Annotated in this window: 22 protein-coding genes and 1 other annotated feature; of the genes, 19 read left to right on the forward strand and 3 right to left on the reverse strand. The window is 56.5% G+C overall.

Annotated elements, in window-relative coordinates; translation table 11 throughout:
* From dnaA to gyrB, 4 genes are all read left to right on the forward strand, one after another.
* A partial coding sequence (gene dnaA / locus ACQG0T_RS00005; RefSeq protein ID WP_426723733.1) for a chromosomal replication initiator protein DnaA occupies positions 1-1,395 on the forward strand: 1,395 nt, incomplete at its 5' end.
* Positions 1,396-1,399: 4 nt separating this feature from the next.
* Positions 1,400-2,500: a DNA polymerase III subunit beta gene (dnaN, locus tag ACQG0T_RS00010; protein ID WP_015570134.1), complete on the forward strand. Its 1,101-nt coding sequence runs from the start codon at positions 1,400-1,402 to the stop codon at positions 2,498-2,500.
* Positions 2,500-3,573 carry a DNA replication/repair protein RecF gene (gene recF, locus ACQG0T_RS00015; RefSeq protein ID WP_000060091.1) on the forward strand — a complete coding sequence of 358 codons (1,074 nt, stop codon included), beginning with the start codon at positions 2,500-2,502 and terminating at the stop codon, positions 3,571-3,573. The genes dnaN and recF overlap by 1 nt, the downstream gene beginning before the upstream one ends.
* A gap of 28 nt (positions 3,574-3,601) precedes the next feature.
* Positions 3,602-6,013: a DNA topoisomerase (ATP-hydrolyzing) subunit B gene (gene gyrB, locus ACQG0T_RS00020; protein WP_006808766.1), complete on the forward strand. Its 2,412-nt coding sequence runs from the start codon at positions 3,602-3,604 to the stop codon at positions 6,011-6,013.
* A gap of 33 nt (positions 6,014-6,046) precedes the next feature.
* On the opposite strand, the gene ACQG0T_RS00025 is transcribed toward gyrB, so the two are convergent.
* Positions 6,047-6,982: a LysR family transcriptional regulator gene (locus ACQG0T_RS00025; RefSeq protein WP_017383699.1), complete on the reverse strand. Its 936-nt coding sequence runs from the start codon at positions 6,980-6,982 to the stop codon at positions 6,047-6,049.
* Between the two features lie 113 nt (positions 6,983-7,095).
* Between ACQG0T_RS00025 and ACQG0T_RS00030 the strand changes: the two genes are divergently transcribed.
* From ACQG0T_RS00030 to ACQG0T_RS00065, 8 genes are all read left to right on the forward strand, one after another.
* The gene (locus tag ACQG0T_RS00030) at positions 7,096-8,121 is read left to right on the forward strand and encodes a zinc-dependent alcohol dehydrogenase family protein (protein ID WP_271040494.1); all 1,026 of its coding nucleotides are present in this window, start codon (positions 7,096-7,098) and stop codon (positions 8,119-8,121) included.
* Between the two features lie 113 nt (positions 8,122-8,234).
* Positions 8,235-9,047: a sugar-phosphatase gene (gene yidA / locus ACQG0T_RS00035; protein ID WP_017383697.1), complete on the forward strand. Its 813-nt coding sequence runs from the start codon at positions 8,235-8,237 to the stop codon at positions 9,045-9,047.
* A 226-nt stretch (positions 9,048-9,273) separates the two neighbouring features.
* Positions 9,274-9,963: a D-galactonate utilization transcriptional regulator DgoR gene (dgoR, locus tag ACQG0T_RS00040; RefSeq protein ID WP_003861109.1), complete on the forward strand. Its 690-nt coding sequence runs from the start codon at positions 9,274-9,276 to the stop codon at positions 9,961-9,963.
* A complete protein-coding gene (locus tag ACQG0T_RS00045; RefSeq protein ID WP_003861107.1) occupies positions 9,960-10,838 on the forward strand; it encodes a 2-dehydro-3-deoxygalactonokinase in 879 nt (292 codons plus the stop codon). Before dgoR ends, ACQG0T_RS00045 begins: the two co-directional genes overlap by 4 nt.
* Positions 10,822-11,439, forward strand: coding sequence for a 2-dehydro-3-deoxy-6-phosphogalactonate aldolase (locus ACQG0T_RS00050; RefSeq protein ID WP_023295663.1), 618 nt, complete (start codon positions 10,822-10,824; stop codon positions 11,437-11,439). The genes ACQG0T_RS00045 and ACQG0T_RS00050 overlap by 17 nt, the downstream gene beginning before the upstream one ends.
* Positions 11,436-12,584 (forward strand): galactonate dehydratase, encoded by a 1,149-nt coding sequence (dgoD, locus tag ACQG0T_RS00055; protein WP_003861103.1) that lies wholly within the window; start codon positions 11,436-11,438, stop codon positions 12,582-12,584. Before ACQG0T_RS00050 ends, dgoD begins: the two co-directional genes overlap by 4 nt.
* A 117-nt stretch (positions 12,585-12,701) precedes the next feature.
* Positions 12,702-14,039 (forward strand): MFS transporter, encoded by a 1,338-nt coding sequence (locus ACQG0T_RS00060; protein ID WP_015570129.1) that lies wholly within the window; start codon positions 12,702-12,704, stop codon positions 14,037-14,039.
* Between the two features lie 51 nt (positions 14,040-14,090).
* Positions 14,091-15,320 (forward strand): DUF3748 domain-containing protein, encoded by a 1,230-nt coding sequence (locus ACQG0T_RS00065; protein WP_072204021.1) that lies wholly within the window; start codon positions 14,091-14,093, stop codon positions 15,318-15,320.
* Here the strand turns inward: ACQG0T_RS00065 and ACQG0T_RS00070 are convergent.
* A complete protein-coding gene (locus ACQG0T_RS00070) occupies positions 15,317-15,649 on the reverse strand; it encodes a YceK/YidQ family lipoprotein (protein ID WP_017383693.1) in 333 nt (110 codons plus the stop codon). The genes ACQG0T_RS00065 and ACQG0T_RS00070 overlap by 4 nt on opposite strands.
* A 247-nt stretch (positions 15,650-15,896) precedes the next feature.
* Positions 15,897-15,971: a sequence feature (ROSE (Repression Of Heat Shock gene Expression) occurs in the 5'-region of heat shock genes and acts as an RNA thermometer to modulate expression.), on the forward strand.
* On the opposite strand from ACQG0T_RS00070, the gene ibpA reads away from it, so the two are divergent.
* The 3 genes from ibpA to ACQG0T_RS00085 all read left to right on the forward strand — a co-directional run bounded on the left by ibpA (position 15,965) and on the right by ACQG0T_RS00085 (position 18,793).
* Positions 15,965-16,375 (forward strand): small heat shock chaperone IbpA, encoded by a 411-nt coding sequence (gene ibpA / locus ACQG0T_RS00075; RefSeq protein WP_006177605.1) that lies wholly within the window; start codon positions 15,965-15,967, stop codon positions 16,373-16,375. It overlaps the preceding feature by 7 nt.
* A 136-nt stretch (positions 16,376-16,511) precedes the next feature.
* Entirely contained in the window at positions 16,512-16,940 is a 429-nt protein-coding gene (ibpB, locus tag ACQG0T_RS00080) for a small heat shock chaperone IbpB (protein WP_015570126.1), read from the forward strand.
* 191 nt (positions 16,941-17,131) lie between these two features.
* A complete protein-coding gene (locus ACQG0T_RS00085) occupies positions 17,132-18,793 on the forward strand; it encodes a putative transporter (RefSeq protein WP_017694020.1) in 1,662 nt (553 codons plus the stop codon).
* On the opposite strand, the gene ACQG0T_RS00090 is transcribed toward ACQG0T_RS00085, so the two are convergent.
* Positions 18,761-19,507: a GntR family transcriptional regulator gene (locus ACQG0T_RS00090; protein ID WP_017383690.1), complete on the reverse strand. Its 747-nt coding sequence runs from the start codon at positions 19,505-19,507 to the stop codon at positions 18,761-18,763. The two genes, ACQG0T_RS00085 and ACQG0T_RS00090, sit on opposite strands and share 33 nt — an antisense overlap.
* A gap of 222 nt (positions 19,508-19,729) precedes the next feature.
* On the opposite strand from ACQG0T_RS00090, the gene ACQG0T_RS00095 reads away from it, so the two are divergent.
* The 4 genes from ACQG0T_RS00095 (at position 19,730) to ACQG0T_RS00110 (ending at position 23,448) form a co-directional block, all read left to right on the forward strand.
* The gene (locus tag ACQG0T_RS00095; RefSeq protein WP_015570124.1) at positions 19,730-21,352 is read left to right on the forward strand and encodes an alpha-glucoside-specific PTS transporter subunit IIBC; all 1,623 of its coding nucleotides are present in this window, start codon (positions 19,730-19,732) and stop codon (positions 21,350-21,352) included.
* Positions 21,349-22,671 carry a 6-phospho-alpha-glucosidase gene (locus ACQG0T_RS00100; RefSeq protein WP_015570123.1) on the forward strand — a complete coding sequence of 441 codons (1,323 nt, stop codon included), beginning with the start codon at positions 21,349-21,351 and terminating at the stop codon, positions 22,669-22,671. The genes ACQG0T_RS00095 and ACQG0T_RS00100 overlap by 4 nt, the downstream gene beginning before the upstream one ends.
* A gap of 92 nt (positions 22,672-22,763) precedes the next feature.
* Complete coding sequence (locus tag ACQG0T_RS00105; protein WP_003861080.1) at positions 22,764-23,111, forward strand: YidH family protein; 348 nt, start codon at positions 22,764-22,766, stop codon at positions 23,109-23,111.
* Positions 23,101-23,448, forward strand: a complete 348-nt coding sequence (locus tag ACQG0T_RS00110; RefSeq protein ID WP_015570122.1) for a DUF202 domain-containing protein — start codon at positions 23,101-23,103, stop codon at positions 23,446-23,448. Before ACQG0T_RS00105 ends, ACQG0T_RS00110 begins: the two co-directional genes overlap by 11 nt.
* Positions 23,449-23,492 lie beyond the last annotated feature (44 nt).

Below are 23,492 nucleotides of genomic sequence, written 5' to 3' on the forward strand. Positions count from 1 at the left end.
GTGTCACTTTCGCTTTGGCAGCAGTGTCTTGCCCGATTGCAGGATGAGTTACCAGCCACAGAATTCAGTATGTGGATCCGCCCGTTGCAGGCGGAACTGAGCGATAACACGCTGGCTTTGTATGCGCCAAACCGTTTCGTGCTCGATTGGGTAAGGGATAAATACCTTAATAACATCAATGGACTGCTGAACAATTTCTGCGGGTCAGATGCCCCACAGCTGCGTTTTGAAGTGGGCACAAAGCCGGTCACCCAAACCGTTCGTGAAGTTGTCAATGTGGCAGCCCCTGCACAGGCGGCGCCCGCTCCAGCGCCTCGCGTTGCACCGGTTCGTCAGGGCTGGGATAACGTTCCGGCCCCCGCTGAGCCTACCTACCGCTCTAACGTTAACGTGAAACACACGTTCGATAACTTCGTTGAAGGTAAGTCGAACCAGCTGGCACGCGCGGCGGCTCGTCAGGTTGCCGATAACCCCGGTGGCGCTTACAACCCGCTGTTCCTGTATGGCGGCACGGGTCTCGGTAAAACGCACCTGCTGCATGCGGTGGGCAACGGCATTATGGCGCGTAAGCCCAATGCCAAAGTGGTGTATATGCACTCCGAACGCTTCGTTCAGGACATGGTAAAAGCCCTGCAAAACAATGCGATCGAAGAGTTTAAACGCTACTACCGTTCCGTTGATGCGCTGCTGATCGATGACATTCAGTTCTTTGCCAATAAAGAACGATCGCAGGAAGAGTTTTTCCATACCTTTAACGCCCTGCTGGAAGGCAATCAGCAGATCATTCTGACCTCGGATCGTTATCCAAAAGAGATCAACGGCGTTGAAGATCGTCTCAAATCCCGCTTCGGCTGGGGCCTGACTGTGGCGATCGAGCCGCCGGAGCTGGAAACCCGCGTCGCGATCCTGATGAAAAAAGCCGACGAGAACGACATTCGCCTGCCGGGTGAAGTGGCGTTCTTCATTGCCAAGCGCCTGCGTTCCAACGTGCGTGAGCTGGAAGGGGCGCTGAACCGCGTTATCGCCAACGCCAACTTCACCGGTCGGGCGATCACCATCGATTTTGTGCGTGAAGCGCTGCGCGATTTATTGGCTTTGCAGGAAAAACTGGTCACTATCGACAATATTCAGAAGACGGTGGCTGAGTACTACAAGATCAAAGTGGCAGATTTACTGTCTAAACGTCGTTCCCGCTCGGTGGCGCGTCCGCGTCAGATGGCGATGGCGCTGGCAAAAGAGCTAACCAACCACAGCCTGCCGGAAATCGGTGATGCGTTTGGTGGCCGTGACCATACGACCGTGCTGCACGCCTGTCGCAAGATCGAGCAGTTACGCGAAGAAAGCCACGACATAAAAGAAGATTTTTCCAATTTAATCAGAACATTATCATCGTGACGCTATGAAATTTACCGTTGAACGTGAACATTTATTAAAACCGCTACAACAGGTGAGTGGCCCATTAGGCGGCCGCCCTACGCTGCCTATTCTTGGAAACCTGCTGCTTCAGGTCGCGGACGGTACGCTGTCGCTGACCGGCACAGATCTGGAAATGGAAATGATCGCGCGCGTTACGCTGACTCAGCCGCACGACGCGGGCGCGACCACGGTTCCGGCACGTAAATTCTTTGATATTTGCCGTGGGCTGCCGGAAGGCGCTGAAATCGCCGTGCAGCTGGAGGGCGACCGCATGCTGGTGCGCTCTGGCCGCAGCCGTTTCTCCCTCTCCACGCTGCCCGCTGCGGACTTCCCGAACCTGGATGACTGGCAGAGCGAAGTTGAATTTACCCTGCCGCAGGCGACGATGAAGCGTCTGATTGAAGCCACGCAGTTCTCCATGGCGCATCAGGACGTTCGTTACTACTTAAACGGCATGCTGTTCGAAACCGAAGGTGAAGAGCTGCGTACCGTGGCGACCGACGGTCACCGTCTGGCGGTTTGTTCCATGCCGATTGGCGATTCACTGCCAAACCATTCGGTGATCGTACCGCGTAAAGGCGTAATTGAACTGATGCGTATGCTCGACGGCGGTGAAACGCCGCTGCGCGTGCAGATTGGCAGCAACAATATTCGTGCCCACGTGGGCGATTTTGTCTTCACATCGAAGCTGGTAGACGGTCGTTTCCCGGATTATCGCCGCGTATTGCCGAAGAACCCGGATAAAACGCTGGAGGCGGGTTGCGACATCCTCAAGCAGGCGTTCGCGCGTGCCGCTATTCTCTCCAACGAGAAATTCCGCGGCGTACGTCTTTACGTGAGTGAAAACCAGATCAAAATCACCGCCAACAACCCGGAGCAGGAAGAGGCAGAAGAGATTCTGGACGTCACCTACGCCGGGGCTGAGATGGAAATCGGCTTCAACGTCAGCTATGTGCTGGATGTGCTGAATGCACTGAAATGCGAGAACGTTCGCATCCTGCTGACTGACTCCGTTTCGAGCGTACAGATTGAAGATGCCGCATCACAGTCGGCTGCTTATGTTGTCATGCCAATGAGACTGTAATGTCGCTCACCCGTCTGTTGATCCGCGACTTTCGCAATATCGAAAGCGCGGATCTCGCTTTATCCCCTGGCTTTAACTTCCTGGTTGGCGCGAACGGCAGCGGCAAAACCAGCGTGCTGGAAGCCATCTATACGCTCGGCCACGGCCGGGCGTTTCGCAGTTTGCAGATTGGTCGCGTGATTCGCCACGAGCAGGAATCTTTTGTTCTGCACGGGCGTTTGCAGGGCGCAGAGCGGGAAACCGCCATCGGCCTGACCAAAGACAAGCAGGGCGACAGCAAGGTGCGCATTGACGGCACCGATGGCCACAAGGTGGCGGAGCTGGCGCTGCTGATGCCGATGCAGCTGATTACGCCCGAGGGGTTTACTTTACTCAACGGCGGCCCCAAATACAGAAGAGCGTTCCTCGATTGGGGATGCTTTCACAATGAAGCCGGTTTCTTTAACGCCTGGAGCAACCTGAAGCGTCTGCTTAAACAGCGTAACGCCGCATTGCGCCAGGTCACGCGCTACGCTCAGCTGCGTCCGTGGGACATGGAACTCATCCCTCTTGCGGAACAAATCAGCCGCTGGCGTGCCGAATACAGCGCAGGTATCGCCGAAGACATGGCCGACACCTGCAAACAGTTTTTACCCGAGTTCTCTCTCACCTTCTCTTTCCAGCGTGGCTGGGAAAAAGAGACGGATTATGCCGAGGTGTTAGAGAGAAGCTTCGAGCGCGATCGCATGTTGACCTACACCGCGCACGGCCCGCACAAGGCGGATTTCCGCATTCGTGCCGACGGTGCGCCGGTGGAAGACACGCTGTCGCGCGGGCAGCTGAAGCTCCTGATGTGCGCGCTGCGCCTGGCGCAGGGGGAGTTCCTCACTCGAGAGAGCGGGCGACGCTGCCTGTACCTGATAGATGATTTTGCCTCGGAACTTGACGACGCGCGGCGCGGGCTGCTTGCCAGCCGCTTAAAAGCCACGCAGTCGCAGGTTTTCGTCAGCGCCATTAGCGCTGAACACGTTATAGACATGTCGGACGAAAATTCGAAGATGTTTACCGTGGAAAAGGGTAAAATAACGGATTAACCCAAGTTGAAATGAGCGAGAAACGTTGATGTCGAATTCTTATGACTCCTCCAGTATCAAAGTCCTGAAAGGGCTGGATGCGGTGCGTAAGCGCCCGGGTATGTATATCGGCGACACGGATGACGGCACCGGTCTGCACCACATGGTATTCGAGGTGGTAGATAACGCTATCGACGAAGCGCTCGCGGGTCACTGTAAAGACATCGTGGTCACGATCCATGCGGACAACTCCGTGTCCGTTACCGATGACGGTCGTGGTATCCCAACCGGTATTCACCCGGAAGAGGGCGTATCTGCTGCGGAAGTCATCATGACCGTTCTGCACGCAGGCGGTAAGTTCGATGATAACTCCTATAAAGTTTCCGGCGGTCTGCACGGCGTAGGCGTATCCGTAGTAAATGCCCTGTCGCAGAAGCTGGAGCTGGTTATCCAGCGCGAAGGCAAAATTCACCGTCAGATCTACCAGCACGGCGTGCCTGACGCTCCGCTGGCCGTCACGGGTGATACCGATAAAACCGGTACCATGGTGCGTTTCTGGCCGAGCCTCGAAACCTTCACCAACGTCACCGAATTCGAGTACGACATTCTGGCGAAACGCCTGCGTGAACTGTCGTTCCTGAACTCCGGTGTGTCGATTCGTCTGCGCGACAAACGCGACAACAAAGAAGACCACTTCCATTACGAAGGTGGTATCAAGGCGTTCGTTGAGTATCTGAACAAGAACAAAACGCCAATTCACCCGAATATCTTCTACTTCTCTACTGAAAAAGACGGTATCGGTGTGGAAGTGGCCTTGCAGTGGAACGACGGTTTCCAGGAAAACATCTACTGCTTCACCAACAACATTCCACAACGCGATGGCGGTACGCACCTGGCGGGCTTCCGCGCGGCGATGACCCGAACCCTGAACGCCTACATGGACAAAGAAGGCTACAGCAAAAAAGCGAAAGTCAGCGCCACCGGTGACGATGCCCGTGAAGGCCTGATTGCCGTGGTCTCCGTGAAGGTGCCGGATCCGAAGTTCTCCTCACAGACCAAAGACAAGCTGGTCTCTTCTGAGGTGAAATCGGCGGTTGAACAGCAGATGAACGAACTGCTGAGCGAATACCTGCTGGAAAACCCGTCCGACGCGAAAATCGTGGTGGGTAAAATTATCGATGCGGCGCGTGCCCGTGAAGCGGCGCGTAAAGCGCGTGAAATGACCCGTCGTAAAGGCGCGCTGGACCTGGCAGGCCTGCCGGGCAAACTGGCTGACTGTCAGGAACGCGACCCGGCGCTGTCTGAACTGTACCTTGTGGAAGGGGACTCCGCGGGCGGTTCTGCGAAGCAGGGCCGTAACCGCAAGAACCAGGCGATTCTGCCGCTGAAGGGTAAAATCCTTAACGTTGAGAAAGCGCGCTTCGACAAGATGCTCTCTTCTCAGGAAGTGGCGACGCTCATCACCGCGCTCGGCTGCGGCATTGGTCGCGACGAGTACAACCCGGACAAACTGCGCTATCACAGCATCATCATCATGACCGATGCGGACGTCGACGGCTCGCACATTCGTACGCTGCTGTTGACCTTCTTCTATCGTCAGATGCCGGAAATCGTTGAGCGCGGCCACGTTTACATTGCCCAGCCGCCGCTGTACAAAGTGAAGAAAGGCAAGCAGGAACAGTACATTAAAGATGACGACGCGATGGATCAGTACCAAATCGCGATCGCCCTTGATGGTGCGACCCTGCACGCAAACTCCAGCGCGCCAGCGCTGGCCGGTGAGCCGCTGGAGCGTCTGGTCTCCGAGTTCAACGCCACGCAGAAAATGATTGGCCGTATGGAGCGTCGCTATCCGAAAGCGCTGCTGAAAGAGCTGATTTACCAGCCGACCCTGACCGAAGCCGATCTGAGCAACGAGCAGACCGTCACCCGCTGGGTGAACACCCTGGTGAGCGAGCTGAACGAGAAAGAGCAGCATGGCAGCCAGTGGAAGTTCGACGTCCAGCAGAACGCTGAGCAGCAGTTCGAGCCGATCGTCCGCGTGCGTACCCACGGCGTCGATACCGACTACCCGCTGGAGCACGAATTTGTGACCGGTCCGGAATACCGCCGTATCTGCACCCTCGGCGAGAAGCTGCGCGGTCTGATCGAAGACGATGCGTTTATCGAACGTGGCGAACGTCGTCAGCCGGTAGCCAGCTTCGAACAGGCGCTGGAGTGGCTGGTAAAAGAGTCCCGTCGTGGTCTCTCTATTCAGCGTTATAAAGGCCTGGGCGAAATGAACCCGGATCAGCTGTGGGAAACCACCATGGATCCGGAAAGCCGTCGCATGTTGCGCGTCACCGTTAAAGACGCAATCGCAGCGGATCAGCTGTTCACGACCCTGATGGGCGATGCGGTTGAACCACGTCGCGCCTTCATCGAAGAGAACGCCCTGAAGGCGGCGAATATCGATATTTAATCGTCGCTTTACGACAGCATAACTGGCCGCGCTTCAGCGCGGCTTTTTTATGGACGCAGGAAACTCCAGCGACATCACTGCCGGTAAACGTTTGACCAGCATATCTATGGCAATTCTTACCCTTAGCGGCAGGTGTGGCGTCTGCTGCCAGACGGCATGAACGTCGAAGCGTACATCCGGGGCCTGCTTTAAGAGCGGGACAAGATCTCCCTGCTGAATTTCTTTAATGACCATCCAGCAGGGTAACCATGCAAGGCCGTGGCCGGCCAGCGCCGCGTCGCAGATCGCCTGCAAATCATCCATATTGAGCGATGAGCGGGGAATAAACGTGCGCGACGTGCCATCGTAATCCATCAGCTGCCAGGGTAGGACTCTGCCCGCACGCGTGTAGTTAATGGCCGTATGCTGGCGTAGATCATCAACGGTTTGCGGCTGGCCATTCTTAAACAGGTAATCCGGCGCGGCGCACAGCACCATCCGGTGCTCCCCCAGCCTTCTGGCGACCAGCACGCTGCTGTCAGCCAGAGCGCCATTGCGCACCGCCATATCAAACCCTTCTTCCACGAGATCCACGACGCGGTCGCTGAAGGACATTTCAAGCTCAAGCCCGGGATGCTCCTGCGCCAGCTCTATTAGCAGCGGGGCGATACACTGGCGACCAAACAGCACCGGCACGGCAACACGCAGCCGACCGCTGACCTGATGTTTTCCGGTTTCAAGCTGCGATTCAGCGCCACGGATCTCCTCCAGCGCGCGCAGGCAGCGTTCATAAAAAAGCGCGCCGTTATCGGTCAGCCTCTGACTGCGGGTGGTCCGATGAAACAGACGAACCCCCAGCCTCTCTTCAAGACGAGCAATGCTTTTTCCTACCGCCGAGCGCGACAAATGCAGACGGACGGCGGCCTGGGCAAAACTTCCTGCCTCAACGGAGGCAACGAAAACGGGAATATCTTTCAGCGTATCGGTCATGGACGGATTGTGTCAATTTGGTCATCAATGAAGGGAAAACTTATCGCCACTGGCGACGCTGAGTCAACGGTAGACTGTCAGAACTGAAAATCATCTGATGACAGGAGAAAAAAATGACTGAAACAATGCAACGCTGGTCAATGGATGCCCTTGGTCGTGAAAGCCTCAGGCTCGTTCAGGAGCCTGTTCCACAGCCAGGCCCAGGGGAGGTTCGCGTAAGGGTTAAAGCCGTTGCGCTCAACTACCGGGATAAAATGGTGATTGAAGGCACGATGCCGATTCCGCTTTCCTTCCCGTTTACCCCAGCATCTGACATGGCAGGCGTAGTGGACAGCATCGGCGAAGGCGTTACGCGTTTCAAGCCCGGCGCACGCGTCATCTCAACCTTCTTCCCGGAATGGATCGACGGCAAGCCGCAGGCAGACGCGCGCGATTTGCCCTATAAAACGTCCGGTGGATACTTCCAGGGCATGCTGGCCGAATATGTGATTGTGAGTGAAAACGCGCTGGTGGCGTCCCCGGAAAGCCTGGATGACGCTGAGGCCAGCACGCTTCCTTGCGCGGGGCTCACCGCCTGGTTTGCGCTGGTGGAACGTGGTCAGCTGCGCGCCGGGCAATCGGTGCTGGTACAAGGGACGGGCGGTGTGGCGCTATACGCTTTGCAGATAGCAAAAGCGCACGGCGCAGAAGTTATTGTTACGTCGGGGAGTGATGAAAAACTGGCGCGGGCCAAAAAGCTGGGGGCCAGCCAGGGCATCAACCGACTGAAAGGCGACTGGGCTGAAAATACGCTGGCACTGACACAGGATCGCGGCATCGACCATATTATCGAAACGGTGGGTGGGGAGAACCTGAGACATTCCCTGCGCGCCGTTGCCGTTCATGGGCGGATATCGGTCATTGGCGTGCTGGCCGGGACAGAAATTTCTCTGCCTGCAAGCGAGCTGTTGCTGAAATCTCCCGTCATTCAGGGGATTGGGGTTGGACACCGCCGGGCGCTGGAAGATTTTGTCCGTGCTGTTGATGTCACGGAGTTAAAACCGGTGATTGAGCATCGCTACCGCTTTGAAGAGCTGGAACAGGCGCTTGAACATCTGGATCGCGGTGCGTTTGGCAAAATCGTTCTCACCCGCGAGTGAGTTCCCGTTCCCGGGATAAACGTAAAAGGGGCTTTTTGTTGCGCAAGGTAGCTCTATTTTTGTGTGCTTAATCGCGTTAGCATGAGGTAGCACTCATTTATCCCGGGGACCTCATGGCTATCAAACTCATTGCAATCGATATGGACGGCACGCTGCTGCTGCCAGACCACACTATCTCTCCTGCCGTTAAAAATGCGATCGCCGCCGCACGCGAAAAAGGCGTGAACGTGGTGCTCACCACCGGACGCCCGTATGCCGGGGTGCACAGTTACCTGAAAGAGCTGCACATGAACCAGCCTGGCGATTACTGCATCACCTATAACGGCGCGCTGGTGCAAAAGGCAGCCGATGGCAGCACGGTGGCGCAAACTGCACTGAGCTATGATGACTACCGTTTCCTGGAAAAACTCTCCCGCGACGTGGGCTCTCACTTCCACGCGCTCGATCGCAATACGCTTTACACCGCCAACCGCGATATCAGCTACTACACGGTGCACGAGTCCTACGTTGCAACCATTCCACTGGTGTTCTGCGAAGCGGAAAACATGGACCCGGCAACCCAGTTCCTGAAAGTAATGATGATCGACGAACCCGCGATCCTCGACAAAGCCATCTCACGCATTCCGGCTGAGGTAAAAGAGAAATACACCGTGCTGAAAAGTGCGCCGTACTTCCTCGAAATTCTCGATAAACGCGTCAATAAAGGCACGGGCGTCAAATCGCTTGCCGATGCGCTGGGCATCAAGCCTGAGGAGATCATGGCGCTGGGCGACCAGGAAAACGATATTGCGATGATCGAATATGCGGGCATGGGCGTGGCGATGGATAACGCCATCCCGTCGGTAAAAGAAGTGGCGAACTTCGTGACTAAATCTAACCTGGAAGACGGCGTTGCCTGGGCGATCGAGAAATTCGTTCTGTCGTAACAAGTGCTTTGAAAGATTAGCCCCGGTTATTAACCGGGGCTTTTTTTGGCCCTGAATTTATCAAATTGTTCTTTTTGTGATCTGGATTGTAGTACAACATTAATTGATTGTACTACATTGTCACCACGGCAAAGACGAAAGGCCTCACGTTTGTACTGCAAAAGTGAGGCGAAATTCAGCGGTCGCGGTAAAGTAGTGATGGACTTACAGAGCACAAGGACTCTCCATGACACTCAATAAAACCGATCGCATTGTCATCACGCTGGGCACTCAGATTGTGGGTGGCAAATACGTTCCCGGTTCGCCGCTGCCAGCAGAGGCGGAACTGTGCGAGGAGTTTGAAACCTCGCGCAACATCATTCGGGAAGTGTTCCGCTCGCTGATGGCGAAGCGGCTGATTGAAATGAAGCGCTATCGCGGCGCGTTTGTGGCGCCGCGTAACCAGTGGAACTACCTCGATACCGATGTTCTGCAATGGGTGCTGGAAAACGACTACGACCCACGGCTCATCGGCGCGATGAGCGAAGTCCGAAATCTGGTGGAACCGGCCATCGCCCGCTGGGCGGCAGAGCGCGCAACGTCAGGTGACCTGGCACAGATTGAGTCGGCTTTAAACGACATGATCGCCAATAACCAGAATCGGGAGGCGTTCAACGAAGCGGACATTCGTTACCACGAAGCGGTATTGCAGTCGGTGCATAACCCGGTTTTACAGCAGCTTAGCGTGGCGATCAGCTCGCTACAGCGAGCAGTATTTGAACGTACCTGGATGGGCGATGAGGCCAACATGCCGAAAACGCTTCAGGAACATAAAGCGCTGTTCGATGCGATACGGCATCAGGACGGCGATGCGGCAGAGCAGGCGGCGCTGACCATGATCGCCAGCTCGACACGAAGGTTGAAGGAAATCACATGACATCACGCTACATCGCAATTGACTGGGGATCGACCAATCTGCGCGCCTGGCTCTACCAGGGTGAGCAGTGCCTGGAAAGCAGGCAATCAGAAGCAGGTGTGACGCGCCTGAACGGTAAATCCCCCGCAGCGGTGTTAGCAGAAGTGACACAAAACTGGCGCGACGGTACTACGCCAGTGGTGATGGCCGGAATGGTCGGCAGTAACGTGGGCTGGAAGGTCGCGCCTTACCTGTCGGTTCCGGTGCATTTCACCGCCGTTGGCGAGCAGTTAACGTCCGTTGGCGACAATGTCTGGATTATTCCCGGTTTATGTGTCTCTCGCGACGATAACCATAACGTGATGCGCGGCGAAGAGACGCAGCTGCTCGGGGCGCGCACCCTTTCTCCTTCTTCTGTCTACGTCATGCCCGGGACGCACTGCAAATGGGTCCAGGCGGATGCTGAGCAAATTCATGATTTCCGCACCGTGATGACCGGCGAACTGCACCACTTGCTGCTTAAGCATTCGCTGGTGGGGGCCGGTTTGCCGGAGCAGACCCCTTCGCCGGAAGCTTTTGCCGCCGGGCTTGAGCGCGGGATCGCATCCCCTGCCGTTTTGCCGCAACTTTTTGAGGTTCGCGCCTCGCACGTGCTGGGAAATCTTCCGCGCGAACAGGTCAGCGAATTTCTGTCCGGCCTGCTGATTGGCGCAGAAGTCGCCACTCTGAGCGACGCGTTCGCCGGGCAGCAGGCCATCACGCTCGTCGCGGGTTCATCGCTGACGTCTCGTTACCGCCAGGCGTTCCACGCTATCGGACGGGATGTTGCTGCGGTGGAAGGCGACACGGCATTTCAGGCAGGCATAAGGAGCATCGCTCATGCAGTGGCAAACTGAACTTCCCCTGATCGCGATTTTGCGCGGTATCACGCCCGGTGAGGCCTTAGCGCACGTTGGCGCGGTGATCGACGCCGGGTTCGACGCGGTGGAAATCCCGCTCAACTCCCCGGAGTGGGAAAAAAGCATTCCGGCAATTGTGAAGGCGTTTGGTGATAAGGCGCTGATTGGCGCAGGCACCGTGCTGCAACCGGAGCAGGTGGATGAACTGGCGAAAATGGGCTGCAAGCTTATCGTCACACCGAATATCAACCCCGAGGTGATCCGCCGGGCGGTGGATTACGGCATGACCGTCTGCCCGGGTTGCGCCACGGCCACAGAAGCCTTTGCCGCCCTCGATGCGGGCGCACAGTCTCTCAAAATTTTCCCGTCGTCGGCCTTTGGTCCGGATTACATCAAAGCGCTGAAAGCGGTCTTACCCGCCAGCGTGCCGGTCTTTGCCGTGGGCGGCGTCACGCCGGAAAACCTGGGCCAGTGGATGAGCGCGGGCTGTGTGGGCGCGGGGCTGGGCAGCGATCTCTATCGTGCCGGTCAGCCCGTTGAGCGTACCGCACAGCAGGCGGCAGCATTTGTGAAAGCGTATCGAGAGGCAGTGCAATGAAAATAACCAAACTCACCACGTACCGTTTACCCCCGCGTTGGATGTTCCTGAAAATCGAAACCGACGAAGGCGTGGTTGGCTGGGGCGAGCCGGTGATTGAAGGCCGTGCGCGCACCGTTGAAGCCGCGGTGCACGAGCTGGGCGAATACCTGATTGGCCAGGATCCGGCACGCATCAACGACCTGTGGCAGGTGATGTACCGCGCGGGCTTCTACCGCGGGGGGCCGATTCTGATGAGCGCCATCGCCGGTATTGATCAGGCGCTGTGGGATATCAAAGGCAAAGTGCTGAATGCCCCGGTCTGGCAATTAATGGGCGGCCTGGTGCGCGACAAAATCAAAGCCTACAGCTGGGTGGGCGGTGACCGCCCTGCGGAAGTGATCGACGGTATCCGGCAACTGCGCAACATCGGTTTTGACACCTTCAAACTCAACGGCTGCGAAGAAATGGGCGTTATCGACAACTCGCGCGCGGTAGACCGGGCGGTGAATACCGTGGCGCAAATCCGTGAAGCCTTCGGCAACGAGATTGAGTTTGGTCTGGATTTCCACGGCCGCGTCAGCGCGCCAATGGCCAAAGTGCTGATTAAAGAGCTGGAGCCGTATCGCCCGCTGTTTATCGAAGAGCCGGTGCTGGCCGAGCAGGCGGAATACTATCCGAAACTGGCTGAACAGACGCACATTCCCATCGCGGCGGGGGAACGCATGTTCTCGCGCTTCGAGTTTAAACGCGTGCTGGAAGCGGGCGGTATTGCGATCCTGCAACCGGACCTCTCCCACGCGGGCGGCATCACCGAATGCTACAAAATTGCCGGAATGGCAGAAGCCTACGATGTGGCGCTGGCGCCGCACTGTCCGCTTGGGCCGATTGCGCTGGCGGCCTGCCTGCACGTCGACTTCGTCTCCCGCAATGCGGTGTTCCAGGAACAAAGCATGGGCATTCACTATAACAAGGGCGCGGAGCTGCTCGACTTTGTGAAAAACAAAGAAGACTTCAGCATGGAAGGTGGTTTCTTTAAACCGTTAACGAAGCCGGGCCTTGGCGTGGAGATCGACGAAGCTAAAGTCATTGAGCTGAGTAAAAGTGCGCCGGACTGGCGTAACCCACTGTGGCGTCATGAAGACGGTTCCGTAGCCGAGTGGTAAATCGCCGGATGGCGCTACGCTTATCCGGCCTACTCTCTCGTAGGCCCGGTAAGCGAAGCGCCACCGGGCAAAAAAAACGTACATAGAAAAAATATAACCCTCTGTAAATTACAGGGCATGGTGAGCGGCTTCGCTATGCCCAAAATCTGGAGACAGATTGCGATGGATATTCCAGTTACTGCTGCAAAAACCGGGCGTCGTCGTTACCTGACGCTGATCATGATCTTTATTACCGTGGTCATCTGTTATGTCGACCGCGCCAACCTTGCCGTGGCATCGGCTCATATTCAGGAAGAGTTTGGCATCACCAAAGCGGAAATGGGCTACGTCTTCTCGGCGTTTGCCTGGCTGTATACGCTCTGTCAGATCCCCGGTGGCTGGTTCCTTGACCGCGTGGGTTCACGTCTGACCTACTTTATCGCTATTTTTGGCTGGTCCGTGGCGACCCTGTTCCAGGGCTTCGCCACCGGGCTGATGTCGCTGATTGGCCTGCGCGCCATCACCGGGGTGTTTGAAGCGCCGGCGTTTCCGACCAACAACCGCATGGTGACCAGCTGGTTCCCTGAACACGAACGCGCTTCCGCTGTTGGTTTTTACACCTCCGGGCAGTTTGTTGGTCTGGCGTTTCTGACGCCGCTGTTAATCTGGATCCAGGAGCTGCTGAGCTGGCACTGGGTGTTTATCGTCACCGGCGGGATCGGCATTATCTGGTCGCTCATCTGGTTTAAGGTTTATCAGCCGCCGCGCCTGACCAAAAGCATCACCAAAGCCGAACTGGACTACATCCGCGACGGCGGTGGCCTGGTGGATGGCGATGCGCCCGTGAAAAAAGAGGCGCGCCAGCCGCTGACCAGAGCGGACTGGAAGCTGGTCTTCCACCGTAAGCTGGTGGGCGTGTATCTGGGACAGTTCGCGGTGACCTCCACGCTGTGGTTCTTCCTCACCTGGTTCCCGAACTATCTGACCCAGGAAAAAGGTATTACCGCGCTGAAGGCGGGCTTTATGACCACCGTACCCTTCCTTGCGGCGTTTTTCGGCGTCCTGCTCTCGGGCTGGCTGGCGGATAAGCTGGTGAAAAAAGGTTTCTCGCTGGGCGTTGCGCGTAAAACGCCGATTATTTGCGGACTGCTGATCTCTACCTGCATCATGGGAGCGAACTACACCAACGATCCGGTGTGGATCATGACCCTGATGGCGGTAGCGTTCTTCGGAAACGGTTTTGCCTCCATCACCTGGTCGCTGGTGTCGTCCCTGGCGCCGATGCGTCTGATCGGCCTGACTGGTGGCGTGTTTAACTTCGTTGGCGGCCTGGGCGGGATCACCGTACCGCTGGTCATCGGTTACCTGGCGCAGGACTACGGCTTTGGTCCGGCTCTGGTGTATATCTCTGCCGTGGCGCTGATCGGGGCGCTCTCCTACATCCTGCTGGTCGGCGACGTTAAACGAGTAGGCTAATCCCTTCGGATGTTTTACCCTGATGCGATAACCGCGCATCAGGGTATTTTCATGAAACAAATCACCTTCGCTTCCCGCAACCACCAGCTCACCAACATCAACACCTGGACGCCAGACAGCCAGTGGCTTGTCTATGATGTCCGCCCGTCCGGCGCGTCGTTTACCGGTGAAACCATTGAGCGGGTCAATGTTAGTACGGGCGAGGTTGAGGCGATCTACCGTGCGACTGACGGCGCGCATGTCGGCGTGGTAACCGTTCATCCGGCGCAGGACAAATATGTTTTTATCCACGGCCCGAAAAACCCGGATGCAGACTGGCAGTATGATTTTCACCATCGTCAGGGGGTGATTGCGCACAATGGTCAGGTGAGCAATCTTGATGCGATGGATATCACCGCGCCTTACACCGCAGGCGCGCTGCGTGGCGGCAGCCACGTCCACGTTTTTAGCCCGAACGGGCAGTTCGTCAGCTTTACCTACAACGACCATGTGCTGCACGCGCGCGATCCGCAGTTGGATTTGCGTAACGTCGGGGTGGCGGCGCCTTTTGGCCCAGTAAACCCACAGGGGAACCATCCGCGGGAATATGCCGGCACCTTCTGGAGCGTACTGGTAAGCCGTACAACGCCGAACCCGAAACCGGGCAGCGATGAGGTAAACCGCGCCTATGAAGAGGGCTGGGTGGGCAACGACAGGCTGGCGTTTATCGGCGATACGGTGTCTGCGAAAGGCGAGAAAGTGCCCGAACTGTTTATTGTCGATCTCCCCAAAGACGAGCAGGGCTGGAAACGGGCGGGCGATGCGCCGTTGCAGGGAACGCCTGATACAATGCCCGCGCCGCCTGCGGGCGTAACGCAACGTCGCTTAACCTTCACCCATCAGAAGGCGTATCCGGGGCTGGTGAACGTACCGCGCCACTGGGTGCGCAGCAATCCGCAGGGGACGCAGATTGCGTTTTTAATGCGGGACGATAACGCCGTTGTGCAGCTGTGGCTTATCTCCCCTGAGGGCGGCGAGCCGCGTCAGCTAACCCACACTGAGCGTGATATTCAGTCGGCCTTTAACTGGCATCCTTCCGGCAACGGGCTGGGATTTGTGCTTGCAGGCCGTATTGCCTGCTGCGATGCGCAGACCGGAGAGGTGACGTTTTTGACGTCCGATCACGGCAATCCGCCGTCTGCTGACGCTGTGGTGTTTTCCCCGGACGGACGATTTATTGCATGGATGGAAGAGAAGGACGGTTTCCGCCAGCTGTGGCTAACGGAAACCGCACAGAATTAGCGTGGAGGCATCTCTGCGGGCGGGATGACGGAATTGGTCGCCAGCTTTTCCTGCTCGCTTTTCTCAACGCGCGAACGCACTGAGCTGTCGGTGCGGAACATATCCCACGGCAGCAGAAGCGTATCGGCAACCGCCGTAAACGGCATATCAAGAATCGCCAGAGATTTGGTACCCCAGTTTGTCTCATCATCAGAGATCATTGCGGCACTGGCGCGCGTCCCCGGATATGTTCCTTCTTTACCGCCGGTGTGCGACATCACGCTCGAACACCCGCAAAGTAAAACAACCCCGCTGAACGACGCCAGCTTAATCAGAACATTTCTCATCATCACTCAGTCATCTTTAGTAGCACGGCATTGACCTGCAACTCAGGGTTATAGCGAGGCGCGTCCAAAATGGATAGCTCAAAACTCCCGCACTGTGGTCGTCATCGCAATTTAACCCTTTGTGCTGTGCCCCTGAGTCTATGCGACAACCAGCAAAGTGCAAAAAAATCTCACATCAACAGTCTTGAAAAGGCCGTATCCAGACCCATTTTAAGAATGTAACCCGATAACGGACACGCCTGATGGGTGTTCGGGGAAGCAGAAGCCTGTCCATGGTGGAAGGCTACATTTTCTCGCTGATTTCAGGAGCATTTATCCATGCGTAATTTCGATCTCTCTCCGCTATACCGTTCTGCCATTGGTTTCGATCGTCTGTTCAACCACTTAGAAAACAACCAGAGCCAGAGCAACGGCTATCCTCCTTACAACGTTGAACTGGTTGACGAAAACCACTATCGCATTGCGATTGCTGTTGCCGGTTTCGCAGAGAGCGAACTGGAGATCACCGCGCAGGACAATCTGCTGGTGGTGAAAGGCTCCCATACGGCCGAGCAGAAAGAACGAACCTACCTCTACCAGGGCATCGCAGAGCGCAACTTTGAGCGCAAGTTCCAGCTGGCTGAGAACATCCACGTCAAGGGCGCGAACCTGGTGAACGGCCTGCTGTTTATCGAACTGGAACGTGTGATTCCGGAAGAGAAAAAACCGCGTCGTATCGAAATCAACTAATTACGCGGGTCGCGTGAGCGGCCCACCCGAACTTGCTTGCCGTAACGGGAGCATATGCGAATCCGCAAGGGTTTGCAGGTACAACTGTGCACAAAATTAAACTGTGCCGAACTCGCTTCTCAGAAGGAGATTTAGTATGCGTAACTACGATTTATCCCCCCTGCTGCGTCAGTGGATCGGTTTTGACAAACTGGCTAACGCGCTGCAAAGCGCAACCGAACAGCAGACCTTTCCGCCGTACAACATCGAAAAAAGCGATGATAACCACTACCGCATCACGCTTGCGCTGGCCGGGTTCCGCCAGGAAGATCTCGACATCCAGCTTGAGGGTACGCGCCTGACCGTGAAAGGGTCACCGGAAAAACCAGACACCGAGACCAAATGGCTGCATCAGGGGCTTGTCACTCAGCCGTTTAGCCTGAGCTTTACCCTGGCAGACCATATGGAAGTTTCTGGCGCGACGTTCACTAACGGGCTGCTGAACATTGACCTCACCCGTAACGTGCCGGAAGCCATTGCGCCTCAGCGCATCGCCATTAGCGAACGCCCGGCGTTGAACAGCTAAACCACGTTTTTGCCGGGTGGCAAACCTGCCGATCCTGTAGGTCGGGTAAGGCGCAGCCGCCACCCGACTCGCTCACAGATGCCATGAAGCCCTGCCCCGGCAGGGCTTTTTTGTGCGCCATCGCCCATACAACCGCCGTCAGCTCTGAGAGAATCCTTAGCATAACTATGGTTATACACAGGATGTGGATCATGAGTGATATCGCGTTAACCGTTAGCGTGTTGGCCCTTGTCGCGGTAGTGGGGCTATGGCTGGGGAATATCAAAATCCGCGGCGTCGGATTTGGCATCGGTGGGGTGCTGTTCGGCGGGATTTTTGTCGGCCATTTTGCCGACCAGCTTGGGTGGGTGCTCAGCGCCGATATGCTGCATTTCATCCAGGAGTTCGGCCTGATCCTCTTTGTGTATACCATCGGTATTCAGGTGGGGCCGGGCTTCTTCGCTTCCCTGCGCGTCTCCGGTTTACGCCTTAATCTCTTTGCCTTCGGCATCGTCGTGATGGGGGGGCTGGTTACCGCCATTCTGCATAAACTCTTCGCGATTCCGCTGCCCGTCGTGCTGGGCATCTTCTCCGGCGCCGTCACGAATACGCCCGCGCTCGGGGCGGGCCAGCAAATTCTGCGCGATCTGGGTATCCCTGCTGATGTCGTCGATCAGATGGGGATGAGCTACGCCATGGCCTATCCGTTTGGCATTTGCGGTATTTTGCTCTCGATGTGGCTGGTGCGCGTGCTGTTCCGCGTTAACGTCGAGCAGGAGGCAAAAGAGCATGAAAGCACGCTGACCAACGGCCATGCGCTCATTAAAACTATCAATATTCGCGTCGAAAACCCTAATCTGAACAATATGGCGATTCAGGATGTTCCCATTCTGAACAGCGCGACCATTATCTGTTCCCGCCTGAAACGTGATGAAACGCTGATGGTGCCTTCACCGGATACCCTTATTCAGCACGGCGATCTCCTGCATCTGGTAGGGCAACCGGCGGATTTAAACAATGCCCGGCTGGTGATTGGTCAGGAGGTGGATACCTCACTCTCAACCCGTGGAACGGACATGCGCGTGGAGCGGGTGGTAGTGACCAATGAGAAGGTTTTGGGCAAGAAAATACGCGATTTGCAGGTTAAAGAGCGTTATGACGTGGTGATCTCCCGGCTTAACCGCGCCGGTGTCGAGCTGGTGGCCAGCCAGGATGCCAGCCTGCAATTCGGTGATATTCTCAACCTCGTCGGGCGTCCCTCATCCATTGATGCCGTAGCGGACATGGTGGGCAACGCCCAGCAAAAACTCCAGCAGGTGCAGATGCTGCCGGTCTTTATCGGCGTCGGGCTTGGCGTCATGCTTGGCTCCATCCCCCTGTACGTGCCCGGCTTCCCGGTAGCACTGAAGCTGGGTCTGGCAGGCGGGCCGCTCATTATGGCGCTGATCCTCGGGCGTATCGGCTCCATCGGTAAGCTCTACTGGTTTATGCCGCCGAGCGCTAACCTGGCGCTGCGGGAGTTGGGCATCGTGCTGTTTCTGGCGGTGGTGGGGCTGAAATCCGGCGGCGATTTTGTCGATACTCTGGTCAACGGCGAAGGGATGAGCTGGGTAGGATACGGCATATTTATTACCGCTATCCCCCTGATAACGGTCGGATTACTGGCACGTATCTTCGCTAAAATGAACTATCTCACGTTGTGCGGCATGCTGGCCGGTTCCATGACCGATCCGCCCGCGCTGGCGTTCGCCAATAACCTGCACGCCACCAGCGGCGCGGCGGCGTTGTCCTACGCCACGGTTTATCCGCTAGTGATGTTTCTGCGCATCATCACCCCGCAGCTACTGGCGGTGCTGTTCTGGGGGATGGGCTAATAAGTCTTCCGGGTGGATGCGCCGCAAATGGTAGTCCACCTGGTAATCGCTGGTGTTCCGGAACATCACGGAATAATTGAGGAACTCGCCGCTGTCGCTGTAGGAAAGGGAGGTGATGCGCAGCAGCGGCGTCTGTTCCGGCACATTCATATAACCGGCCAGCTGTTTATCTGCCAGCACCGGCGTCAGGCTCTCGTAGTTGCCGCTGATGGTGATCCCGCATTCCTTCTCGATGTAATCAAACTTAGACCCTTCGAGATGCGCCAGGGAAAGATTGCGGAACAGCTTCACCGGCATAAAGCTGTCCTCCAGCATCAGCGGTTTTCCGTCCACGTAACGCACCCGCCTTGAAAAATAGATCCGCTCATCAACCTGAATCCGCAGCTGGCTGGCGATGGCGGGCGGCGCGGGCATCACTTCAAACTGCAACACCTTGCTCTGCACTTCTTTCCCCTGCTGGCGCAGCACTTCCACCAGCCCGGTCAGGTTAGTCGTTTCATGATGAACGTCTTTGCGCGCCACGAACGTCCCGCTGCCGTGTCGACGTTCAACCAGCCCCCAGCTTACCAGCAGATCCAGCGCCTTGCGGATGGTCATCCGGGCTACGCCAAACTCCTTTGCCAGCGCTTTTTCTCCGGGTAACGGACTGCCAATGTTGTAGTCCGAGGAATTCAGCCGCAGCCGTAGCCGATCGGCAATTGATTTGTAGATCACCAGTAGACCTCTCTGCGCACATCATGGCGTGGATTACGTCTTAACTTGTCTATGTTTAGTTTAAAAAGTAGACCTGATTGGTCAAATTAAAACCATGAATGCGATCACGAATCGCAGCGGCATACCATGTTGCTGCATCAGTAAGTTCTTATGCTCACCTCAGGCCAGTAAAAAACCATAAAGGCCTCTATCCCCTACAGGTTGTTTCATGAGGATTTAAAAATGCTCAGTCAAATACAACGTTTTGGCGGCGCCATGTTCACCCCGGTTTTGCTGTTTCCCTTTGCCGGGATCGTGGTTGGGATCGCCATCATGCTTCGCAATCCGCTGTTTGTCGGTGAGGCCTTAACCGCGCCGGATAATCTGTTCGCGCAAATTGTTCACATCATCGAAGAGGGCGGCTGGGCGGTGTTCCGAAATATGCCGCTGATTTTTGCTGTCGGATTACCGATTGGCCTGGCAAAGCAGGCGCAGGGCCGCGCCTGTCTGGCGGTGCTGATTAGCTTCCTGACCTGGAACTACTTTATCAACGCGATGGGGATGACCTGGGGTCACTTCTTTGGCGTCGACTTCTCTGCTGAACCCACTGCCGGCAGCGGGCTGGCGATGATTGCCGGAATCAAAACGCTTGATACCAGCATCATCGGGGCGATTATCATTTCCGGGCTCGTCACCGCCATCCACAACCGATTTTTCGACAAGCCGTTGCCGGTCTTTCTGGGGATTTTCCAGGGCACCTCGTTTGTCGTTATCCTCGCGTTCTTCGTCATGATCCCTTGCGCCTGGCTGACGCTGCTGGGATGGCCGAAAGTGCAGATGGGCATTGAGTCGTTGCAGGCCTTTCTACGTACCGCTGGCGCGCTGGGCGTATGGGTTTATACCTTCCTGGAACGCATTCTGATCCCAACCGGATTACACCACTTTGTCTACGGCCCGTTTATCTTCGGCCCGGCTGCGGTAGAAGGCGGCATTCAGGTCTACTGGGCACAGCACCTTCAGGAATTCAGCCAGAGCACTGTGCCGCTGAAAACGCTGTTCCCGGAGGGCGGATTCGCGCTGCACGGCAACTCTAAGGTGTTTGGCTCAGTCGGTATTGCGCTGGCTATCTGGTATACCGCGTCGCCGGAGAACCGCGTCAAAGTGGCAGGTCTGCTGATCCCGGCCACGCTTACCGCCGTGCTGGTGGGCATTACCGAACCGCTGGAGTTCACCTTCCTGTTTATCTCGCCGTTGCTGTTTGCCATCCACGCCGTGCTGGCCGCAACGATGGCGACGGTGATGTATACCTTCGGGGTGGTGGGGAACATGGGGGGCGGTCTGCTGGACCAGTTCCTGCCGCAAAACTGGATCCCGATGTTCCATAACCACGCCTCGACGGTATTCACCCAGATTGGCATCGGCCTCTGCTTCACCGCTCTCTATTTCGTGGTTTTCAGGACGCTTATCGAACGTCTGAATCTCAAAACGCCGGGCCGGGAAGAGAGCGAAATCAAACTCTACAACAAAGCCGACTATAAGGCCGCGCGCGGGCAAACCACCGCCCCGGCGGCAGCCAGCCAGCAGGTCGGGCAGGCTGCTGGGTTCTTACAGGCGCTCGGCGGCGCAGCAAACATCGAAAGTATCAATAACTGCGCCACCCGCTTGCGTATCGCCCTGGTGGATATGACGAAAACCCAAAGCGACGACGTCTTCAAAGCCCTGGGCGCACACGGTGTGGTGCGGCGCGGCAACGGCATACAGGTGATTGTCGGTCTGCACGTTCCTCAGGTGCGCGACCAGCTGGAATCGCTGATGAAAACCCCTTTAACAAACGAACAAACCACTCTGACAGAGGCTATATCATGAAAAAATTCTCAGTTGTTATTGCAGGCGGCGGCAGTACATTCACGCCTGGTATCGTCCTGATGCTGTTAGCCAACCGTGACCGTTTCCCGCTGCGTGCGCTGAAGTTCTATGACAATGACGGAGCACGTCAGGAGATCATCGCCGAGGCGTGCAAAATCATCCTTAAGGAGCAGGCGCCGGAGATTGAATTTAGTTACACCACCGATCCTGAAGCGGCCTTTACCGATGTGGATTTCGTGATGGCGCATATTCGCGTGGGCAAATACCCCATGCGTGAAAAAGATGAAAAAATCCCGCTGCGCCACGGCGTGTTGGGCCAGGAAACGTGCGGGCCGGGCGGCATCTCCTACGGCATGCGCTCCATCGGCGGCGTGCTGGAGCTGGTGGATTACATGGAGCAGTACTCCCCGAACGCGTGGATGCTGAACTACTCCAACCCGGCGGCGATTGTCGCGGAAGCCACGCGCCGCCTGCGTCCGAACGCGAAAATTCTCAACATCTGCGACATGCCGATCGGCATTGAAGGACGTATGGCGCAAATCGTCGGTCTGAAAGACCGCAAAGAGATGCGCGTGCGCTACTACGGTCTGAACCACTTCGGCTGGTGGACGTCGATTGAAGATCTGAACGGCAACGATCTGATGCCGAAACTGCGCGAATACGTGGCGAAAAACGGTTATGTTCCGCCTTCGGAAGATGCGCATACTGAAGCGAGCTGGAATGATACTTTCGCCAAGGCTAAAGACGTACAGGCGCTGGATCCGGACACCATGCCGAACACCTACCTGAAGTATTACCTGTTCCCGGACTATGTGGTCGCCCATTCCAACCCGGAGCGTACCCGCGCCAATGAAGTGATGGATCACCGTGAGAAGCATGTATTCAGTTCATGCCGGGCGATTATCGAAGCCGGTCATTCTTCTGCCGGTGAACTGGAAATCGACGAACATGCGTCGTACATCGTCGATCTGGCGACCGCGATCGCCTTTAATACCCAGGAACGCATGCTGCTGATTGTGCCTAACAATGGGGCTATCCATAATTTTGACGCCGACGCGATGGTAGAAATCCCTTGTCTGGTCGGCCACAACGGACCGGAGCCGCTGACCGTGGGTGATATTCCGCACTTCCAGAAAGGACTCATGAGCCAGCAGGTGGCAGTGGAAAAACTGGTGGTGGACGCCTGGGAGCAGCGCTCGTATCAGAAACTCTGGCAGGCGATTACCCTGTCGAAAACCGTACCGAGCGCGTCGGTGGCGAAGGCGATTCTGGACGATCTGATTGAAGCCAACAAAGAGTACTGGCCGGAACTGCATTAATTTTCCTGACCGGCATCGCCAGATGCCGGTCTCCTTGTCCTGGCTGAATTACGCTATGCTGAAGCCTGCATGCAGCACGACAAGGAACCTTCATGAACATTTCCCGCCTCGGTGAAGCACCGGACTACCGCTTCTCACTGGCTAACGAACGCACGTTCTTAGCGTGGATCCGCACCGCCCTGGGCTTTCTGGCCGCAGGTGTCGGTCTTGATCAGCTCGCCCCCGATTTTGCCACCCCGTTGATTCGCGAAGTGCTGGCCCTGCTGCTGTGCCTGATTGCCGGTGTGCTGGCGATTTATGGCTATCTGCGCTGGCTTAGAAATGAAAAGGCGATGCGTCTGAAGCAGGATCTCCCCTACACGCGCGGCTTGCTCATCATTAGTACGATTTTGCTGATGGTTGCGGGCGTAGTGATGTTACTGGTGTTGTATGCCGGATAGCCGCAAAGCACGGCGGGAAGCGGACTCCGGGCTTCAGCCGGAGCGAACCTCGCTGGCCTGGCTGCGCACGCTGCTGGGGTATGGCGCGCTGATCGCTCTTGCCATTAAGCACAACTGGCACCGCACGGGGGCGCCATTCTGGATCTCCATTGTTGTGCTGGCGCTGGTAGCCGTCATTTTATGGCGCTACACCCGCAGCCGTAACCTGATGGACGTGGCGCAGAACGACTTTGCGCAGCCGAAAGCGGTGCGGGATAAGTTCCTGATTGCGTTGGCTGTGCTATCTCTGTCTTTACTCTTTGCAGTTACTCACATTCAGCAAATTATGAGCTTATAAGCCCGGTGGCGGCTGCGCCTTACCGGGCCTACAACTGCCGCGAA

The organism is Enterobacter cloacae complex sp. 302F9, assembly GCF_050030335.1.
GTDB lineage: Bacteria > Pseudomonadota > Gammaproteobacteria > Enterobacterales > Enterobacteriaceae > Enterobacter > Enterobacter hormaechei_C.

Excerpts from the sequence above, each read along its gene's own strand:
- ACQG0T_RS00025 (WP_017383699.1), bottom strand. The coding sequence starts at position 6,982 with ATGACCGATACGCTGAAAGATATTCCCGTTTTCGTTGCCTCCGTTGAG.
- ibpB (WP_015570126.1), top strand. The coding sequence starts at position 16,512 with ATGCGTAACTACGATTTATCCCCCCTGCTGCGTCAGTGGATCGGTTTT.
- ACQG0T_RS00070 (WP_017383693.1), bottom strand. The coding sequence starts at position 15,649 with ATGATGAGAAATGTTCTGATTAAGCTGGCGTCGTTCAGCGGGGTTGTT.
- ACQG0T_RS00045 (WP_003861107.1), top strand. The coding sequence starts at position 9,960 with ATGACATCACGCTACATCGCAATTGACTGGGGATCGACCAATCTGCGC.
- gyrB (WP_006808766.1), top strand. The coding sequence starts at position 3,602 with ATGTCGAATTCTTATGACTCCTCCAGTATCAAAGTCCTGAAAGGGCTG.
- yidA (WP_017383697.1), top strand. The coding sequence starts at position 8,235 with ATGGCTATCAAACTCATTGCAATCGATATGGACGGCACGCTGCTGCTG.
- dnaN (WP_015570134.1), top strand. The coding sequence starts at position 1,400 with ATGAAATTTACCGTTGAACGTGAACATTTATTAAAACCGCTACAACAG.
- ACQG0T_RS00095 (WP_015570124.1), top strand. The coding sequence starts at position 19,730 with ATGCTCAGTCAAATACAACGTTTTGGCGGCGCCATGTTCACCCCGGTT.
- dgoD (WP_003861103.1), top strand. The coding sequence starts at position 11,436 with ATGAAAATAACCAAACTCACCACGTACCGTTTACCCCCGCGTTGGATG.
- ACQG0T_RS00085 (WP_017694020.1), top strand. The coding sequence starts at position 17,132 with ATGAGTGATATCGCGTTAACCGTTAGCGTGTTGGCCCTTGTCGCGGTA.
- ibpA (WP_006177605.1), top strand. The coding sequence starts at position 15,965 with ATGCGTAATTTCGATCTCTCTCCGCTATACCGTTCTGCCATTGGTTTC.
- dgoR (WP_003861109.1), top strand. The coding sequence starts at position 9,274 with ATGACACTCAATAAAACCGATCGCATTGTCATCACGCTGGGCACTCAG.
- recF (WP_000060091.1), top strand. The coding sequence starts at position 2,500 with ATGTCGCTCACCCGTCTGTTGATCCGCGACTTTCGCAATATCGAAAGC.
- ACQG0T_RS00030 (WP_271040494.1), top strand. The coding sequence starts at position 7,096 with ATGACTGAAACAATGCAACGCTGGTCAATGGATGCCCTTGGTCGTGAA.
- ACQG0T_RS00110 (WP_015570122.1), top strand. The coding sequence starts at position 23,101 with ATGCCGGATAGCCGCAAAGCACGGCGGGAAGCGGACTCCGGGCTTCAG.
- ACQG0T_RS00105 (WP_003861080.1), top strand. The coding sequence starts at position 22,764 with ATGAACATTTCCCGCCTCGGTGAAGCACCGGACTACCGCTTCTCACTG.
- ACQG0T_RS00060 (WP_015570129.1), top strand. The coding sequence starts at position 12,702 with ATGGTGAGCGGCTTCGCTATGCCCAAAATCTGGAGACAGATTGCGATG.
- ACQG0T_RS00050 (WP_023295663.1), top strand. The coding sequence starts at position 10,822 with ATGCAGTGGCAAACTGAACTTCCCCTGATCGCGATTTTGCGCGGTATC.
- ACQG0T_RS00100 (WP_015570123.1), top strand. The coding sequence starts at position 21,349 with ATGAAAAAATTCTCAGTTGTTATTGCAGGCGGCGGCAGTACATTCACG.
- ACQG0T_RS00065 (WP_072204021.1), top strand. The coding sequence starts at position 14,091 with ATGAAACAAATCACCTTCGCTTCCCGCAACCACCAGCTCACCAACATC.